The sequence below is a fragment of the Xanthobacter luteus genome (genome assembly GCF_040049235.1).
Lineage (GTDB): Bacteria > Pseudomonadota > Alphaproteobacteria > Rhizobiales > Xanthobacteraceae > Xanthobacter.
On record NZ_JBDZDO010000002.1, the window covers coordinates 190,832 to 205,283 of the forward strand.

14 protein-coding genes are annotated in these 14,452 nt (G+C 66.8%); 3 read left to right on the forward strand and 11 right to left on the reverse strand.

What is annotated here, in order from left to right; translation table 11 throughout:
* Window positions 1–21: 21 nt before the first annotated feature.
* A complete protein-coding gene (locus tag ABLE88_RS09450) occupies window positions 22–819 on the forward strand; it encodes an SRPBCC family protein (protein WP_348831283.1) in 798 nt (265 codons plus the stop codon).
* A 101-nt stretch (window positions 820–920) separates the two neighbouring features.
* Here ABLE88_RS09450 and ABLE88_RS09455 read toward each other — a convergent pair whose 3' ends face one another.
* From ABLE88_RS09455 to ABLE88_RS09500, 10 genes are all read right to left on the reverse strand, one after another.
* Complete coding sequence (locus ABLE88_RS09455; protein WP_348831284.1) at window positions 921–2,303, reverse strand: MATE family efflux transporter; 1,383 nt, start codon at window positions 2,301–2,303, stop codon at window positions 921–923.
* Between the two features lie 26 nt (window positions 2,304–2,329).
* Window positions 2,330–3,514 carry an acetyl-CoA C-acyltransferase gene (locus tag ABLE88_RS09460; RefSeq protein WP_348831285.1) on the reverse strand — a complete coding sequence of 395 codons (1,185 nt, stop codon included), beginning with the start codon at window positions 3,512–3,514 and terminating at the stop codon, window positions 2,330–2,332.
* 126 nt (window positions 3,515–3,640) lie between these two features.
* Window positions 3,641–4,006 carry a MarR family winged helix-turn-helix transcriptional regulator gene (locus ABLE88_RS09465; protein ID WP_348831287.1) on the reverse strand — a complete coding sequence of 122 codons (366 nt, stop codon included), beginning with the start codon at window positions 4,004–4,006 and terminating at the stop codon, window positions 3,641–3,643.
* Between the two features lie 114 nt (window positions 4,007–4,120).
* On the reverse strand, window positions 4,121–6,331 hold the full coding sequence (locus ABLE88_RS09470; RefSeq protein ID WP_348831288.1) for a heavy metal translocating P-type ATPase: 2,211 nt from the start codon (window positions 6,329–6,331) through the stop codon (window positions 4,121–4,123).
* A gap of 555 nt (window positions 6,332–6,886) precedes the next feature.
* Complete coding sequence (locus tag ABLE88_RS09475) at window positions 6,887–7,387, reverse strand: hypothetical protein (protein WP_348831289.1); 501 nt, start codon at window positions 7,385–7,387, stop codon at window positions 6,887–6,889.
* Window positions 7,388–7,677: 290 nt separating this feature from the next.
* Window positions 7,678–9,129 carry a sensor domain-containing diguanylate cyclase gene (locus ABLE88_RS09480; protein ID WP_348831290.1) on the reverse strand — a complete coding sequence of 484 codons (1,452 nt, stop codon included), beginning with the start codon at window positions 9,127–9,129 and terminating at the stop codon, window positions 7,678–7,680.
* 589 nt (window positions 9,130–9,718) lie between these two features.
* Window positions 9,719–9,979, reverse strand: coding sequence for a hypothetical protein (locus ABLE88_RS09485; protein WP_348831291.1), 261 nt, complete (start codon window positions 9,977–9,979; stop codon window positions 9,719–9,721).
* Entirely contained in the window at window positions 9,972–10,379 is a 408-nt protein-coding gene (locus ABLE88_RS09490) for a hypothetical protein (protein ID WP_348831292.1), read from the reverse strand. Before ABLE88_RS09490 ends, ABLE88_RS09485 begins: the two co-directional genes overlap by 8 nt.
* Entirely contained in the window at window positions 10,372–10,878 is a 507-nt protein-coding gene (locus ABLE88_RS09495; protein ID WP_348831293.1) for a hypothetical protein, read from the reverse strand. Before ABLE88_RS09495 ends, ABLE88_RS09490 begins: the two co-directional genes overlap by 8 nt.
* Window positions 10,879–10,932: 54 nt before the next feature.
* Entirely contained in the window at window positions 10,933–11,520 is a 588-nt protein-coding gene (locus ABLE88_RS09500; protein ID WP_348831294.1) for a hypothetical protein, read from the reverse strand.
* Between the two features lie 93 nt (window positions 11,521–11,613).
* Here ABLE88_RS09500 and ABLE88_RS09505 point away from each other — a divergent pair, with 93 nt between their 5' ends.
* Window positions 11,614–11,874: a helix-turn-helix domain-containing protein gene (locus ABLE88_RS09505; protein ID WP_348831295.1), complete on the forward strand. Its 261-nt coding sequence runs from the start codon at window positions 11,614–11,616 to the stop codon at window positions 11,872–11,874.
* Window positions 11,875–11,962: 88 nt separating this feature from the next.
* A complete protein-coding gene (locus tag ABLE88_RS09510; RefSeq protein ID WP_348831296.1) occupies window positions 11,963–12,856 on the forward strand; it encodes a hypothetical protein in 894 nt (297 codons plus the stop codon).
* Between the two features lie 234 nt (window positions 12,857–13,090).
* Here the strand turns inward: ABLE88_RS09510 and ABLE88_RS09515 are convergent, their stop codons facing one another.
* Complete coding sequence (locus tag ABLE88_RS09515; RefSeq protein ID WP_348831297.1) at window positions 13,091–14,305, reverse strand: S1 family peptidase; 1,215 nt, start codon at window positions 14,303–14,305, stop codon at window positions 13,091–13,093.
* Between the last annotated feature and the right edge of the window lie 147 nt (window positions 14,306–14,452).

The window sequence follows — 14,452 nt, forward strand, 5'->3', positions numbered from 1 at the left end:
TCCGGCGAGGGGAGACGATCCATGGACATGACCGGCGAGCAGCGCATTCCGGCCCCGCGCGAGGCGGTGTGGCGGGCGCTGAACGACCCCGAGGTGCTCAAGGCCTGCATCCCGGGCTGCCAGGAGCTGAACAAGCTCTCGGACACCGAGATGACCGCCACCGTGGTGCTGAAGGTGGGGCCGGTGAGCGCCCGCTTCCAGGGCGCGGTGACGCTGCTCGACCTCGACCCGCCGAAGAGCTACCGCATCTCGGGCGAGGGCCAGGGCGGCGTCGCCGGCTTCGCCAAGGGCGACGCCAAGGTGAGCCTCGAGGAGGACGGCGCCGAGACCATCCTGCGCTACCAGGTGGAGGCGCAGGTGGGCGGCAAGCTGGCCCAGCTCGGCGCGCGCCTCATCGACGCCACGGCCAAGCAGATGTCCGGCGCCTTCTTCAAGCGCTTCGGGCAGGAGGTGCTGGCCCGCCAGGAGGCCGCCGCGGCGCCGGCAGCGCCGCCCGAGGCGCTCGCGCCCGCGGCCCCGGCGCCCCGGAATGGGGGGGAAGGCGCGCCCGCCGCTCCGGCGGCCGCGCCGCGCCCCGCATCTGCCGCCCCTGCGCGTGCGGCTGAGGCTGCGGCTGCGCCCGCACCGGGGCGTTGGAACCTGTTCGGCATCGGCGCGCTGCTTGCCGCCTTCGCCGTGGCGGGCTTCCTGTTCGGCGGCATGGCCGGCACGACCGGCGCCGGCCTGCCGGTCTCCACCGAGTTCGTGCTGGCGGTGCTGCTGATCCTCGTCGCCGCCATCGGCTATCTGTTCGGCCGGCTCGACGGCCGTCAGACCTGATCCGCCCGCGCCCGCGATCCGACCTGCAACGTATCGAACGGACGCGGACGCGCGCCCCCGCCGAGGCGCCCCCGGGCGTACCGGCAGGGGCGGATCCCGCCCTACCGGAACCAGGCGCCGGACTTCACCGCGGCGAGGATGGACAAACCATAGGCGACGAGCGCCGCGGCGAGGGCCGCGAACAGCGCCGCGAGCGAGCCGGTGAGCGCGAGCGCGAGCCATCCCCCGCCCAGCGCCAACGCCACGCGCAGGGAGCCGCTCGCCAGCGGCCAGAACAGTCGGCCCGCCCCCTGGGAGGCGAAATAGAGCGACATGCCGAGGCCGAAGAAGCCGTAGGCCGGCCCGACGATCCGCAGATACTGGCTGCCGGCGGCGATCATGGCGGGGTCGTCGCTGAACAAGGACAGCCACGCTGCCGGCCAGAGCGCCGCGGCGATGCCGATCGCCTCGGTGACGATGAAGGCGAGCCCGCCGCCCAGAAGCGCGATGGCGAGCGCCCGGTCGCCGCGCCCGGCGCCGATATTGGTGCCCACCAGCGCCACCAGCGGCGCGCCGATGCCGAAGATCAGCGGGATCAGCAGGTATTCGAGCCGGGCGCCGGTGCCGAACCCCGCCACCGCCTCGACCCCGGCCGCCGCCGCGACCAAAGCGGTGGCGCCGGCGATGGTGAGGTTGGTCTGGATCGAGGCGATGGCGGAGACCGCGCCCACCCTGAGGATGCCCTTCATGGGCGCCCAGCGCAGCCGCACCCAGCGAAAGCGCGCGGGGTTGCGCCCCGAGGCGACGCGCCATGCCATGACGATGGTTCCCGCTGCGTAGAACAACGTGAGCGCCACCCCGCCTCCGGCGATGCCGAGCCCGGGCACCGGGCCGAACCCGAAGATCAGCAGCGGCGAGGCCGGAATGAGGAACACCACGCCCATGCAGATGACCAGCGCGGGATAGAGCATGTCGCCCGTGCCGCGGATCACGCTCGCAAGCGCGTTCATCAGCCAAACGAAGACGATGCCCGCAAACACGGTGTCGGAATAGGCGAGCGCCGCCTCCAGCGCGCCGCCGGAGGCCCCCATCGCGCCATAGATGGACCGCCCGAACATCAGGAACACGAACGAGAAGGCGGCGCCGAGCGCGAGGTTGAGCACCACCGCGTGGAGCACCAGCCCGTCCGCCTCCTCGCGCCGGCCCGCGCCCAGCGCCCGGGCCACGGCGGAGGAGATGCCGCCGCCCATGGCGCCGGCGGAGATCATGGTCATCAGCATCACCGGCGGGAAGACCAGCGCCATGCCGGCGAGCGCGTCGGTGCCGAGGCGCGAGATCCACCAGGTCTCGATCAGCCCGGTGGCGGCCTGCGCCACCATGATCAGCATGTTGGGCCAAGCCATGGAGAGCAGCAGCGGCAGAATGGGCGCCTCCACCAGGCGCCGGGTGCGGGCCGCGATCGCTCCCGGCGCGGCGGCGGGCGGGGGAGCGGCGATGTCGGTCATGGCGGGCCTGCCTTCTCGGCTCGGGTTCAGGCGGCCTCGAGGGCGAGGGCAATGCCCTGGCCGCCGCCGATGCACAGGGTGACCATTCCCCTGCGCACCCCGTCGCGCCGCATGGAATGCAGGAGCCGCGTCACCAGCACCGCCCCGGTGGCGCCGATGGGATGGCCGTGGGCCACCGCCCCGCCCTCCACGTTGACGATCTCCTCCGGCAGACCGAGGCTGCGCGCCACCGCCAGCGGCACCGCCGCGAACGCCTCGTTGATCTCGATGCGCTCGAGGTCGGCCAGGGTCCAGCCGGCGCGCGCGAGCGCCGCCTTGACCGCAGGCACCGGGCCGAGGCCGAACAGCCCCGGCTCCACCGCCGCGACGCCGTAGCCGGCGAGCCGGCCGAGCGCGGTAAGCCCCTTCGCCTCGGCGAAGTCGCGGCTGGAGACGATCATGGCCGCCGCGCCGCTGTTGAGCCCCGGCGCGTTGCCGGCGGTGATGGTGCCCTCCGGGCGGAAGGCCGGCTTGAGCTTGGCGAGAATCTCCGCCGTGGTGTCGGCACGCGGCGCCTCGTCTTCGGCGAAGCTCTCGGGACCCTTCTTGCCCTTCACCTGCACCGGCACGATCTCGGCCGCGAACCGGCCCGCCGCCCGGGCGGCGGAAAAACGCTGCTGCGAGCGGGCGGCGAAGGCGTCCTGGTCGACGCGGCTGATCTGCATCTGCGTCACGAGGTCTTCCGTGTGCCAGCCGGAATGGGCGCCCGAGAAGGCGTCGTTGAGCCCGTCGGTGAGCATGCTGTCGAGGATGGTGGCCGGGCCCATGCGGTAGCCCCAGCGCCCGCCGTCCATGAGGTAGGGCGCGCGGTCCATGTTCTCCATGCCGCCCGCCACCGCCGCCGCGATGTCGCCGGCGCGGATCTCCTGGGCGGCGCTGACGATGGCCTGGGCGCCCGAGCCGCAGACCCGGTTGACCGTCATGGCCGGCACCGCGACCGGCAGGCCGGCGCCGATCGCCGCCTGGCGCGCCGGGTTCATGCGGTTGCCGGCCTGGACCACGTTGCCCATGATCACCGAGCCCACCGCGTCGGCGGCAAGGCCCGCGCGGCGCAGGGTCTCGCGCACCACCACGGCGCCGAGCTCGGTGGCGGGGGTGCCCTTCAGGGATCCGTTGTAGGCGCCGATGGCGGTGCGCACCGGCTGGGTGAGGACGATGTCGAGGGACGTCATGTCGGTCTCCTGGTCCGTGGTGAAGGGAAACGCCCAGGCGAGGCAAGCGGCTGAGGCCTTCCCGGATGGACGAGGCGGGACGGGGCGAGGCGGGCATATACCCGCGTCAGGCCGCGAAACGGCGCGTCAGAAGGCATCGAGGATCTGGCGCATCACCTCCAGCTTCTCGGGCCCGAGGCGTTCCTCCATCTGTTTCTGGCACGCCTCCCAGAGCGGCGTTGCCGCGGCGAGCACCGCCGTGCCCGCCGCGGTCAGGGCGACCACCGCCTCCCGCTGGTCCTTGCCGCGGGTGAAGGCCACCAGCTTCATCCGCTCCAGCACCCGCACGTTGCGGCCGACGGTGGAGCGGTCGAGGCCGGAGGCGGCGCCGAGCTCGGTCAGGCTCATGGCCTTGGCGTGGGCGATCCGGCGCAGCAGCCCATACTGGGCGACGTTGATCCCCGAAGGCGCGAGGCCCGCGTCGTAGAAGGCGGAAACCTTGCGCGTCGCCATCCTCAGCCGGGCGCAGTAGCAGGGCGATGTCATGGATGCGGGTATATGCCCTTACCGCCCGCTTGTCCAGATCCGCGCCGCGTTCCCTTGCCGGTTTGCACGCGCCCGCGCGCGTCAGCCGGGCCGCGCCGACAACAGCCGCAGCGCGTTGAGCGTGACCAGGACCGTCGCCCCGGTGTCGGCGAGGATGGCCGGCCAAAGGCCGGTGATGCCGGCGAGGGTGGTCACCAGGAACACCGCCTTCAGCCCCAAAGCGATGGCAATGTTCTGGTGGATGTTGCCCATGGTGCGGCGGGAGAGGTCGATCATCGCGGCGACGTCCGTCACCCGGCCGTGCAGCACCGCGGCGTCGGCGGTCTCCAGCGCCACGTCGGTGCCGCCGCCCATGGCGATGCCGATGTCGGCGGCGGCGAGCGCGGGGGCATCGTTGATGCCGTCGCCCACATTGGCCACCACCGCGCCCGCGCGCTTCAGCGCGCCGACGATGGCGAGCTTGTCCTGCGGCATCAGCTCGGCGCGCACGTCGATGCCGAGCGCCGCGCCGATGGCGTCGCCGGTGGCGCGGTTGTCGCCGGTGAGCATGAGGGTGCGGATGCCCTTGCGCGTCAAGGCGGCGATGCCGGCCTTGGCGTCCGCACGCGGCTCGTCGCGCAGGGCGATGAGGCCCGCGAGCCTGCCGTCCGCCACCACCACCGCGCAGGTCTTGCCGGCGGCGGCGAGGGCGGCGATGCGCGCCTCCGGCTCCGCGCCCAAGGGCGCCAGCGCGGCGGCGGCGCGGGGCGACAGGAGCAGCACCTCGCGCCCGTCCACCAGCCCCGAGACGCCCTTGCCGCTTAGGGCCCTGGCGGCCTCGGCGGGGGCGGGGGCGATGCCGTCCGCCGCCGCGCGGGCGAGGATGGCGGACGCGAGCGGATGGCTCGACCCCGCCTCCAGCGCCGCGGCGAGCGCCAGGATTTCGGCTTCCGGGCGGCTGACGGCGACGATGTCGGTCACCTGCGGCTTGCCCGCGGTCAGCGTGCCGGTCTTGTCGAAGCACACCACGCTCACCTGGCGCGCCGTCTCCAGCACCGCCCCGCCCTTCATCAGCAGCCCGCGCCGGGCGCCGGCGGCAAGGCCCGCGGCGATGGCGGCGGGGGTGGAGATGACCAGCGCGCAGGGGCAGCCGATGAGCAGGATGGCGAGCCCCTTGTAGATCCATTCGTCCCAGCCGGCGCCGACGGCGAGCGGCGGCACCACCGCCACCAGCGCCGCCACCGCCACCACGGCGGGGGTGTAATGGCGCGCGAAGCGGTCGATGAAGCGCTCGGTGGGGGCGCGCGCCTCCTGCGCCTCCTCCACGAGGCGCACCACGCGGGCGATGGTGTTGTCCTGCGCCGCCGCCGTGACGCGGATGCGCAGCGCCGCCTCGCCGTTCACCGTGCCGGCGAACACCGGGGCGTCCGGCCCCTTGGCCACCGGCGCGCTCTCGCCCGTGACCGGGCTCTCGTCGACGCCGCTCGCGCCGGCGAGCACCACGCCGTCGGCGGCGATGCGCTCGCCCGGGCGCACCAGGATCACGGCGCCGATGGGCAGGCGCTCGGCCGGCACCTCCACGGCGGCGCCGGCGCGCTCCAGCAAAGCGGTCTTGGGCACCAGCGCCGCCAGCGCGCGGATGCCGGCGCGGGCGCGGCCGGCGGCGACGCCCTCCAGCAATTCGCCCACCAGGAACAGGAACACCACCGCCGCCGCCTCCTCGGCGGCGCCGATCACCACCGCGCCCACGGCGGCGATGGTCATCAGCATCTCGATGGTGAAGGGCATGCCGTTGCGCGCCGCCGCGAAGGCGCGGCGGGCGATCGGCACGAGGCCCACCAGCATGGCGACGACGAAGATCTCGGCCCGCGCCTGCGGCACCACCCAGGCGGCGCCGAACGCCGCCACCAAAGCGGCGCCGCTCGCCAGGGTCAGGCGCGTCTTGGGCGCGGCCCACCAGCGGCGATCGGCCGGCGCGGCCTCGCCGGGGCCGGGCGCGGCGGCGTGATCGCGATCGTGATCGTGGCCGTGCGCCCCTGCGCCGGAGCATGCGGGCGCGGCGCCGGGCGCCGCGTCGGGCCCGGCCGCCGCCGGCAGCGGCGCGAGGGTGTAGCCCATGGGCGAGAGGCGGTCGGCCAGGGCCGACAGATCGAGCCCCTCAACATGGCGCACCGCGAGCGTGGCGGCCGCCACCGAGACGGAGATCTCGGTGATGCCGTCCACCCGCTTGGCCGCGCCCTCGATCTTGGCGGCGCAGGCGGCGCAGTCGAGGCCCGAGACCCGGAAGCGGCTGAGAACCTGCGGAGCGTTCATCGTCGAGCCCTTCTCTCGCCTTCCATTCTTTGAGCCGGCACCCTAAATGACCAATAGCTGGCATCTCAAAGGGGGCATCTCTGCGATCCCCGAACGACCACCAGATTTGCGGGTGCCAACGAACGTCGGTGAACGTCGGCGCCGGATCGCGTCCCACAAACCACTGCTAAGTTTAGAGGTCGCTGGGCTTCCGCGAACCGGGGCGAACCCCGGCGGATCGCGATGTGGTAGGCCCGGCCGGACGGATATTGAGTCTAAATTATCGTTATAAATCAATTAAATAGAAAAATTTAAAACTGGCAAATACCCGCAAAAATACCATCAAACTGTACCGGTGGCCGGATTTGACATTTGCCGGAACCAGGGAAGCATCTCGACAGACTGAAGCGTCGCGTTCATCATCTTTGGCGAAACGAGATTGGGGAGCGTGACAATGGCGCAGGATAGCGAACCCAAGGCACCATCCCCGCCGCCGCCGCCCCCACCGCCTCCGACCGACCATCAAAAGAGCCAGTGGCCGCTGCCGCGTCCCACTCCAGCGCCGGAGAGGCGCGACTAGGCAGCGTACCAAGTCCCGATGGCGATACACAGCGACGTAAAGGGGGCGATTAGGCCAAAGAGGCGAGCGCGCCCGAGCCATTTTGCGCCCGTCGCATTGACCCCATTGTTCATCGCCTCCCGATCAGCCACACCGTCGAGATAAGCAGCAAGGATTTCACTCAAACCGAGGGTGGGATAGGAGTTGGCCCAGGTCCAGAATCCGGCTTCCCTGCCCGGAAGATTGATCGTTGCCGACGCCAGGACGCGAAAGCAGCATCCTGCCCCGAGGATGAAGAAGAGCGCAGCGACACCTAAAGCGCTGCCTACAGGTAATGGGATGATCGCATCCCGCCCAAGGCTTGCCGCAGCGCCTGAAGCCGACGCTACGCCGAGCGTGCAGTACAAGTTCAGCAACGCCATCGCTTGCTGGTCGGTAAACCGTATCAGCTCGTACACGGCTTTATGCCGCTCTCTCGCGTCCTCCAGCGCCGCCGCGAAAAGCCATTCTCTTTCCATGTGCCCCTCCATCGTCTGCAATCATAGGACGGCGGCGTGGAAGGGGGTAAGCGTGGTGAAATTCCCGCTTGGATCGGACTAGTTGCCGCGCGGCACCCACACCCCCATGATGCGCCCCACAAGCTTCGGTAGAAATCGGCCGCCTGGCAATCGGCCATTCGCCGTGCCAGCGCCGACGCCGGGCTTCAGAGTGTCCTGCGCGGCGAGCGGAAAGATGGGGCCTGGGACGAACGGCTTGGCCCTCCACAGCAGAGTGGAGGTGGCGGATATGCAGGTTATCGTCGGCGATGCTAACCAGCGAGCACAACTCGATTGCGGCCCTCGGCCTTCGCCTGATAGAGCGCCTTGTCCGCCTCGTGCTGAAATTCCTGCAGGCTCGACTCCGGAGTAGGTCGAACGGACTTGACGCCTATGCTGACGGTGAATGGCGGCACGTCGGGAACTCCCCGCTCGATCTTCGCGCGGATCGACTCTGCGATTGAAACGGCGCCATTGGCGTCCGTGTCGGGCAGTATCACCGCGAACTCCTCGCCGCCGTAGCGCGCTGCCGTGTCGCCGGGGCGGCGGATGCAGCCTTCGATCAGTCGCGCAATAGCTTTGAGGGCCTCATCGCCACGGGCGTGGCCATAGCGGTCGTTGAGGAGCTTGAAGCGATCGACATCGATCATCAGGAGCGCCAGCGCCGTGCCGGTGCGCTTCGTCCGCCGCCATTCCCTGCTGATTGCATCGTCGAACCGGCGCCGATTGGCGAGCCCCGTAAGTCCGTCGGTGATGGAGAGGAATGCAAGGTCAGCCTCCACCTGGGCCCGGCGTCGCAATTCACGTCGCAGCACCGTGGCCAGGAAGATGATTAGGCTGCAGGTGATGAGAGTGATGATGGCGACGAGCTCGGACCTGCGCCACCAAGGCGCCAGGATATCGCGGCGGGCCAAGGCAACATTGACGATCAGAGGTTGCTGGGGGATGCGTGCAAACGTGTAGTAGCGCTCGATGCCGTCGACGGCCGCACGTGCGACGAACGAGCCGGAGCCCAGCTTTTCCATACGCTTGAATACGCTGGTTCCGGATAAATCGGAGCCCACGTCACCGGGACCTTGCCGCGGCGGCTGGCGTGCGAGAATCCGGCCGCTCGTGCTTAGGAGAAGCAGCGCGCCGTTGGGACCCATATCGAGCTCGGAAAAGAACGCCTGGATATATGCGAGCCGGACCGAGATGGCGACAACCCCGGCGAAACTGCCATCCGGATGAGTCAGGCGTCGGCTGAACGCGATGGCCCACTCGTTCTTTCGCATCAGGCTTTGGTACGGCCGGCTGACGTGGAGGCCCATGTCCGGGTTTTCGCGATGGGATATGAAGTACTCCCGGTCGGCGAGATTCCTAAATTCAGGTGGAATAGGGCGGGCGCTTCGCACCACCTGGCCTGACGTATCGATCTCGACCACGTTGCCGATATAGTCGGTGCTTCCGGCAATGGTCTGAAGGACCCCCACTTTCGCTTCGTCTGAGAGGGCGGCGATTTCCGGGTCGCTCTCTGCGTTGCCCACCATATCGAGGCCGAAGGTAAAGAGCCGTATGTGCCGGTCTACATAGCCGGTCACGCTGCGGAGCAGGTTGTCGGATGTACGTTGGGCGCTTTCCCAGGTGCTGGAATAGCTTTGCCAGATGGTAATCCCTGCCAGGATTGCCACAAGTACAGCAGCAACAAGACTGCCGTAAAAAAGAAAATGGGCACTTCCAGGCATCAGGTTGCTCGATGGAAGAGTAGTCCTATTTTCTGGCAATGAACATCCTATCCGCGGCAACGGCCGTCGTTCTTGCGCAGTACAGCACGGAAGGTGGAGGGACGGAACCCTCGTGTCGACGACGACGCACTTGAGCTACCGCGGAGCTTGACCTTTGTCGGAGCTGGGTGGCCGCCATTACATTCCATGGGCTCCAGGCTGTGGCGCGAGGAGAGCGGAAGGATGGGCCGTGAAACAAAAAGCCCCGCATTCCCAGGAGAGAGGCACGCGCTCTTCGGTCACGGCTTGTGCGAGACCCACAACATGAGCACAAGGCACGTCCCCGTGAGCGTTGCGAAGGTCCAGAGCATGCATGATCCAATTTTCACCCTCCTGCGCTCCGCAACGCATCCGGAATAAATAGGGGCCACTTGATCCAGGTCAATGTATTTGCGCGCGATCCCTCCTGCAAACGTCCAAATTACGCTATGTTGGCCAGCGTCGACCCTCTCGCCCTGACTGGGTAGATGGGGAGCCGGGCGGACCGTGCCCCCCAGGCGCACCGCCCGGCTCACTCTCTCGTGACTATGGAGAGGCGGGAAGCGCCGTCTCACGCGCGGGGCACATTTCCTTCTCTAAGAAGGCGGTAAAGCTCCTCCTTCAGCTCGTGCGCGCGGTCGAGCACCTGAAGCAGGCCCCAAAGCGTAGCTTCCGATACCGTTGCGGTGCCGCCCGGCCCCGCCATGGCGCCCTCTGTGTCGTCCCTCACAAGGGCCGCCATGTTCGCGATGGCGCAGATGGAGCCCTCAAGGGCGTCCAGGGTGGGGCGCGGCGTTTCTGCGGCCCCCGTCGCGCTGTGCCGCTTAGGCATGGATGCCCCCTTTCTGCGCCCGCGCGCATGCGCGTGCGAGGGCGTCGAGCATCTCGGCCGCGAGATGAAAGGCGCCATCCGGCGCTTGCACCCGGAAATCATCGAACGGAAGTTGGAGCCGGGAGCGCGTGAAGCGCCGGAGCGCCGCCCCGAACGCCAGAACGGCGGGCGCATCGCCTGCGGTGGCAGGCGCGTTCAACGCCTGGAATAGAGACGCCTCGGCCGTGTCGCACAGGAGCGCAAAAGCGCGCCAGTCGTTCACGATGTCGGAGCGTTCGGCGGCGCGCACGGCACGCTGCGCCGCTCTCCACCGCGCGACGGCGGCGCAGAAGGTGGCGGCGGTGGGAGCGGCCGAAGCCGCCCCCGTTGCGCCGGCATGGAGGGCGGCGCGGTCACGCATGGGCGTTCCCCATCGCGAAGGAGCGCACGGAAGCGCAGATTGCTTCCACCTCCTCGCTTGTGGGGGCAGATCCGCCGCCGTAGCCGTCCGGAGCCGTCAGCATATCGAGGAAGGCGCACAGGCCCTCTCGCGTGGTCGGCGCCGTGTTGATGAGGCCCCACCACGCGTCCATATCGGCTTCGTGGGCGGCATCCACGCGCGCTTGGATGGCGAGCGCATCCGGCGCCGTGCTCGTGGAAAGGTGCTCGCCGCGCTCGCGGCAAACCTTCTCCTGGTTCGCCTGGTCGGCCAAGGCCGCGTCGAGGGCGTCGCGCTTGGCGCAGAACGCCTCGATTGCCGCCAAGACCGGATCGACCGTCGCGGCCTCGGCCTTGGGGAGGATGGCGACGGGGACCGCGAGCGCGGCGACGGCGCTCAGGGCGCCGGCTGCCTTGAGCACGGCGCGGCGGGTGGTGGCAGGCAAGGGGGCGGCGTTTGCCGCCGCGATGGGCTTCGGCATGGTCAGTCTCCAGGTGGTGAGAGGAAGCGGCGGCCCGGAGGTCGCCGCCGGGGATCAGGCGATCCGGGACAGGCGAAGGGCCTCGTCCGCGGCGCGGACCTTGGCGAGGATCGCCGGCACGCCGCCCCACGGGATGAAGGTGGAGCGGACGCGCTCGGCGAGGGCGTCGTCAGTGGCGGTGAAGGAGAGGGCGCTGGCCGGGCCGGTGAGCCGGCCGAACTCGACGCCATTGCGCTTCAGGACGAAGCCGGTGCCGTCGCGCTGTGCGGTGTAGCGGGCTGCCAAGCCGGCCGCGGCCTTCTCGGCGGAAACGATTGCCTCCAGGCTCGCGACGCGCGTCAGGTCGGCGCTGCGGTGCTTGGCGGCGCTCCAGTTGGCGGGCGCCCCGGCGCGGCTGTAGCGGGCCATGCACGCACGGGCCGAGGCCAGGGCCAGTTCAGCCTGACGGATCACCACCGCGCGGTGTGCGCCGCGCGAGACGGTCAAGAAGCGCTGGAGCACGTCCCATGGCGTCACCGGGGCGTTCCGGGCCTCGTTCCATGCCTGCCGGAGGCAGGAGGCGAAGGCCGGCCGATTGTAGGGCGCCATGCTCTGCCGGAAGAGCGACCAGGCGCGGCGCATGATGTGGGACTTGTTGAGCATGACTGTCGGTCCGACTTTGATCCAAAGCATCAATGTGATACTTATGGATCGAAACGAACCCTTAGTCAACTCTTATGGATAAAATTAATCCCTATGGATCATTCAACCCTCACGGGACGGCAGATTGCAGCGGCGCGCGCGCTCGTTGGCCTTTCGCAGGCCGATGTCGCCACTCGGGCCAACATCTCGGTGCCCACATTAAAGCGCATGGAAGCGAGCGAAGGCCCGGCGGCTGGCTTGGCGAACAATGTCGCTGCCGTGATGCGCACCCTCGAAGCCGCCGGGATAGCCTTTCTAGCAGAGGGCCAAGCGGCGGACGGCGGCCCAGGGGTGCGTTTGGCAAAGCCAGACTGACGCCAAGCGTTCGCGTCGCTTGAACCGTATCAGCGCACATGCTTGAGTTGGGTGGCGACACTTCCTCGGGGCGCTGGAAGGACCACGCATGTCCACGTCTTTGCGGTTTTTTGCGTTCCCCGATGATCTAGAAATCAAGCTGTTTCCCAAGGCACTGTTGGACGATTGCGTATTTGGCGAACGCACCGTTCCTGAATTCGCGGGCAAGCGCGTTCGCTTCGCCGAATGTGTGATCGAGATGGACGGCCGCCAGCCCCTGCGGCTCCTAGACGTTCGGGGCTCCTGGTGGAGCTTTGACGGCAATGGCGTCTACGAGAGCGACCCGGACGCCCTTAGGTACCTCTTCTCTCATCTGGATAATCCAAACAGGGATGGCCCTATCGTGGATATCAGCCCTGTTATCGAGCGTCGACAATGGCAAGAGCGCCATCGCTGGACCCCGACCGTCGATCAGATCGAGCTGATAGCCCGCGCCATTTGGCCCAGGCGAGGTGAAGACGAACGCGTTGGGAGTGTGCAAGGTGGCGGACCAAAGTCGCAGCCGGTGAGTTCTGACGCTCGTCGAGCGGTTCAGACCATCCATGAGGCAATCTTCACAATCGAGAACGCTCTAGAAGACCTATCTGAGCACTCGCTGAAAGGCGTCCTATCTGAGCTTCGCAAGCAAGCTCGGCACTTCAAAGCCGAGCGCGCTATATCCGAAGGGGTTGCCAATCGCGTCGAAGAGATGCGCGAGATACAGCGCCGGCGCAGAAGCGGGAAGGGCACGTGGTATGCCGTCGTGGAGGTGTTTCGGTGGGACGAGCGCCGAAAGTCCGGGGAGAGCATCCAGACGTTCTCTGAGGCCTGTGACGGCAAGGCGAAAGCTCTAGAAAAGGCACGGGAAATGCTTGCGCTGCATGCTCACTTATTTGGCGACCGCATCACCTTGGAGGCGTCAGTGAGCACGGACCTGGAGTGGCAGGAAGTGGGCGAGGAGTAGACCATCTCGTCCATGCCATCGAGGCCGCCGGCATCGAGTTCCTGAACCACGGACAGCCAGGGGTGATGCTGCGCGGAAAAAGACTTGAGAGCGATCTGTGATTCACCTCCGGCAGGGAACCCTTACCCAAGATCCGCTCCAGCGGCTGGCAAAAGCAGCGAGCAACCCCACGAGGGCGATGCTCAAGCCGAAGCAAGCGCTGAGCCCGACTCGGGTAGAAATGACGTAACTCCATCAATCAGCATTCGAAACACATTTGATCTGGAACGTGTAGCCTTTTCCAATAGCCGCAACATCGGTAGGAGACATTGGTTTTTCTTCATTCGAATGCGTCGGCTTGACTCCATTTGCGCTCAAAAACCCTGAAATTACCGGCGCCTTGATCCCAAAATTTACGTTCTGCGGCAGCGACCCGCTCGTTTTCAACGCCGCAATCTCCGCAAGTTTCGACTGCGTTACTCCCACTACGGACCCAGAGTTGTCGACTATGGGTCCCCCGGAATTGCCGGGCTGAATTGGTGCAGTAAACTGCATAAGTCGAGTATCAGCCCCAATTCCCGCCAATGAACTCACTGACCCGCTGGTAAAATTCAGTCCGTTATCTACAACTCCGACCAATGGAAATCCAAGAGCAAAAACGCTCTCACCTAGCTGCACGGGTGACGAACGCAGTTTGGCAAAAGCTGTAATGGAGGGGACATTCGGCTTTACAAGAGCAAGGTCGTTGGCATTGTCGCGCGCCAGAATACGCACTGGCCCTATATCTGAAATAGTGGCACTAGAGCACCCATCTAGAACATGTGCGTTAGTAATTCCTGTCCCATCGGAGGCGACGTAGAATCCCGATCCAGTGGACGCGCTCTTAGGCCTGCTGTCTTTTCCCGGTTTCGTGCTTACGTTTGATTCAGGCGTAGTGGCGTTCGGATTGAAAGCAATCCGTGGAGAGTAAATTTTGGGGGCAAGTTCGATACATCTAGCTAAACCTGACAATAATTGCGAAGTACCATCTAATTGAAAGTGGACAATTACACCCTGTATTCTAGCATGCAATATATTTCCGCGACGAATTTGCTGAAATAGATCGGGGCGATTCCGGATAGGAACTATGACAGACGAACTAAGAACACCGATTCCGTCGAATGTCACGTACGGCCAGTCGTCCACCTGAAACGCTACATCATATCTAGCATTGTCGCGCGTAGAGAGGTGACCATTGCGAAAAATGATGGCCCAAACATAGTCCGTATTAAGAAGGAATGAAAGTGTTAGGCCGCTTTTATACCTGGCCTCTCCAGAACAATGGCCAAGCCGCTTGGTGTCATTATCATACCAAATCTGGGTATTCCATCCCGCAATCTGGCCGATGTTGACGCTTTCCGCGTGCGCCGCGCGCAGCTCAATTGCTGAGACCGTCAATATCGCGGCGCATAACCAAGCTAAGCGTGTCATCTGCTCCTCGGAATGAGTCAGCTTGCGAACATTGGGAGTGCCACCAACATTGTGCAACCGTATCAGGCTGACCGGCGGCTGCAAGGAGTGCGTTTGTGGAGAATGGAAGGGACTTTTGCCGACCCAAGAAGGAGAGACCGCCTAGCC

Bases quoted from the DNA above. Each gene is read 5' to 3' on its own strand.
- ABLE88_RS09510 (WP_348831296.1), top strand. From the start codon at position 11,963: ATGTCCACGTCTTTGCGGTTTTTTGCGTTCCCCGATGATCTAGAAATC.
- ABLE88_RS09495 (WP_348831293.1), bottom strand. From the start codon at position 10,878: ATGCCGAAGCCCATCGCGGCGGCAAACGCCGCCCCCTTGCCTGCCACC.
- ABLE88_RS09490 (WP_348831292.1), bottom strand. From the start codon at position 10,379: ATGCGTGACCGCGCCGCCCTCCATGCCGGCGCAACGGGGGCGGCTTCG.
- ABLE88_RS09465 (WP_348831287.1), bottom strand. From the start codon at position 4,006: ATGGCGACGCGCAAGGTTTCCGCCTTCTACGACGCGGGCCTCGCGCCT.
- ABLE88_RS09485 (WP_348831291.1), bottom strand. From the start codon at position 9,979: ATGCCTAAGCGGCACAGCGCGACGGGGGCCGCAGAAACGCCGCGCCCC.
- ABLE88_RS09460 (WP_348831285.1), bottom strand. From the start codon at position 3,514: ATGACGTCCCTCGACATCGTCCTCACCCAGCCGGTGCGCACCGCCATC.
- ABLE88_RS09515 (WP_348831297.1), bottom strand. From the start codon at position 14,305: ATGACACGCTTAGCTTGGTTATGCGCCGCGATATTGACGGTCTCAGCA.
- ABLE88_RS09475 (WP_348831289.1), bottom strand. From the start codon at position 7,387: ATGGAAAGAGAATGGCTTTTCGCGGCGGCGCTGGAGGACGCGAGAGAG.
- ABLE88_RS09480 (WP_348831290.1), bottom strand. From the start codon at position 9,129: ATGCCTGGAAGTGCCCATTTTCTTTTTTACGGCAGTCTTGTTGCTGCT.
- ABLE88_RS09500 (WP_348831294.1), bottom strand. From the start codon at position 11,520: ATGCTCAACAAGTCCCACATCATGCGCCGCGCCTGGTCGCTCTTCCGG.
- ABLE88_RS09505 (WP_348831295.1), top strand. From the start codon at position 11,614: ATGGATCATTCAACCCTCACGGGACGGCAGATTGCAGCGGCGCGCGCG.
- ABLE88_RS09470 (WP_348831288.1), bottom strand. From the start codon at position 6,331: ATGAACGCTCCGCAGGTTCTCAGCCGCTTCCGGGTCTCGGGCCTCGAC.
- ABLE88_RS09450 (WP_348831283.1), top strand. From the start codon at position 22: ATGGACATGACCGGCGAGCAGCGCATTCCGGCCCCGCGCGAGGCGGTG.
- ABLE88_RS09455 (WP_348831284.1), bottom strand. From the start codon at position 2,303: ATGACCGACATCGCCGCTCCCCCGCCCGCCGCCGCGCCGGGAGCGATC.